Raw genomic sequence first — 1870 nt, 5'->3', positions numbered from 1 at the left:
CTAGTGCCATGACCACAAACGTTCACGGTGTTCGGGGTAACACGGCGCGCGGGCTGACGGCCCAGCCGGTCGCCGCGAGGCCGGTCGGCGAGCATCTGGGTGCGGCCCTACGATTCGGCGGTGTTCCTTGCTGACTGTTCGCCCAGCCCGGGTCGATGACGTCGCTCGGATGGCGTGGCTGCATGTTCAGTGCTGGCAGGAGACGTATCGAGGCCTCATGTCGGATGCGGTGCTGGATGATCCGGGTCTCCCGGCTGTTCGGGAACGGTTCTGGACTGCTGCTTTGACCGACGAGCGCTATCGCGAGAACCGGGCGGCTGTGGCCGAGCGGGAGGGTGAAGTGGTCGGGATCGCGATGTCGGGTCCGCCGCCGGAGGCTGCGGCGGCGTGGGCGACGCAGCTGTTTGTGCTGTATGTGCTTGCCAGCGATCATGGTAGGGGTGCTGGGCGGGCGTTGTTGCAGGCCGTTATCGACCCCGCAGAGTCGGCGGCGCTGTGGGTCGCCGATCCGAACCCTCGCGCGCAGGCGTTCTACCGCAAGCACGGCTTCGTCGCTGATGGGACAGCCCAGGTCGAGGACGGAGTGCGGGAGATTCGCATGGTCCGCGACGTGCAGGCGCCGTCGCTGCGGTCATGAACACGAACGTTTGAGGTGTTGGGGTCAGGCTGCGAGGGCGGCGGGTTGGCCCCAGCGTCGGTGGCGTTCGCTGCGGATGCGGGCGCGTTCGCGGCGTTGGGCGGTCAGGACGTCGGGGTGGCGGGCGTTGGCGTTGCGCCACCGCAGGTAGGCCTGCAGTTTCCGGGTCAAGGCGGGGTGGTTGGGGTGGTTTGAGCCGGCGATGACGAAGGTGCGTAGCGGCCCGAACTGGGCTTCGATCGGGTTGGCCCAGGAGGCGTAGGTCGGGGTGAAGCAAAGTTCGACCTTGTTGCGGGCCGCCCATGCTCGGATCGTGCGGCCTTTGTGCGCGGACAGGTTGTCCAGGATGACGTAAATCGGTGCCCCGTCCGGGCGAGTGGCGCGGATCGACTTGAGCGCGGCCAGGGTGTTCGCGGCGCTCTTGCGGCGCCGGACCACACCCCAGAGCTGGTCGTCGCCGACGGAGTAGCAGCCGTGGAACTGCCGGACGCCGTGCAGCTTGTGGTAGTTCGCGGGCAGCCGGTGCGGATGGCCCGCGGGTGCCCACCCCGTGCCGGCCTGGGGGCGGATCACGAGGGGCCCGAACTCGTCGAAGGCGAACACCCGCTGCGGGAAGTGGCTGGTGACGTACTCGATGCGGGCGAGTTTGGCATCGCGCTGCGGGTCGGTGGACTCCTTCCACGTCTTGGTCCGTTGGAAGGTGATCCGGTGCCGGTGCAGGATCTGCCGCAGCCGTTCCCGCCCGATCCGGACCCGGCGGGTGGCGTGCAGGCGCAGGTGGTCGGCGAGTTTGCGGATGCTCCAGCGGGTGAACGGCCGCCCCAGCTTCTCGGGGCGGGTGTTGGCCGTCTCGACGATGAACTGCTCCTCGTCAGGACTGATCTGGCGGGGACGGCCACCCGCCCACTGAGGGTCCAGGCTGGCCATCCCCATCTCGTTGAACCGGTGAATGACCTGCCGGATCGTGTCCTCATCGGCCTGGACGAGGCGGGCGATGGCCGGCACCGTGTTCCCGCCGGCCGAGGCGAGAACGACCATCGCCCGCCGCAGGCGGATCGCCGAGCCGGTTCCCCGGCGGGTGATTCTGAGCAGCTGCTGACCTTCCTGATCACTCAGCCGCCGCACACGTACAAGATCTGCCACCGCCACAGCCTGACCGGCACAACGCCGCCCGGCCGACAGGCCGCACGGCGTGTCCACCAACACCGTGAACGTTTGTGGTCATGGCACTAG

The 1870-nt window shown here is 68.5% G+C and carries 2 protein-coding genes; one reads left to right on the top strand and one right to left on the bottom strand.

The window, feature by feature from the left end; all coding sequences use genetic code 11:
* The first annotated feature begins 217 nt into the window (after window positions 1–217).
* On the top strand, window positions 218–637 hold the full coding sequence (locus ABZ795_RS28700) for a GNAT family N-acetyltransferase (RefSeq protein ID WP_357532636.1): 420 nt from the start codon (window positions 218–220) through the stop codon (window positions 635–637).
* 24 nt (window positions 638–661) lie between these two features.
* Here ABZ795_RS28700 and ABZ795_RS28695 read toward each other — a convergent pair whose 3' ends face one another.
* Window positions 662–1780, bottom strand: coding sequence for an IS630 family transposase (locus ABZ795_RS28695; protein WP_357532635.1), 1119 nt, complete (start codon window positions 1778–1780; stop codon window positions 662–664).
* Between the last annotated feature and the right edge of the window lie 90 nt (window positions 1781–1870).

This window comes from Micromonospora sp. NPDC047134 (assembly GCF_040643455.1).
Taxonomy (GTDB): Bacteria; Actinomycetota; Actinomycetes; order Mycobacteriales; family Micromonosporaceae; genus Micromonospora.
Note: the sequence above shows the minus strand (reverse complement) of the source record. Positions and strands in the feature narration are given on the sequence as shown.

Coding starts and splice junctions, on each gene's coding strand:
- ABZ795_RS28700 (WP_357532636.1), top strand. CDS start 218: ATGTCGGATGCGGTGCTGGATGATCCGGGTCTCCCGGCTGTTCGGGAA.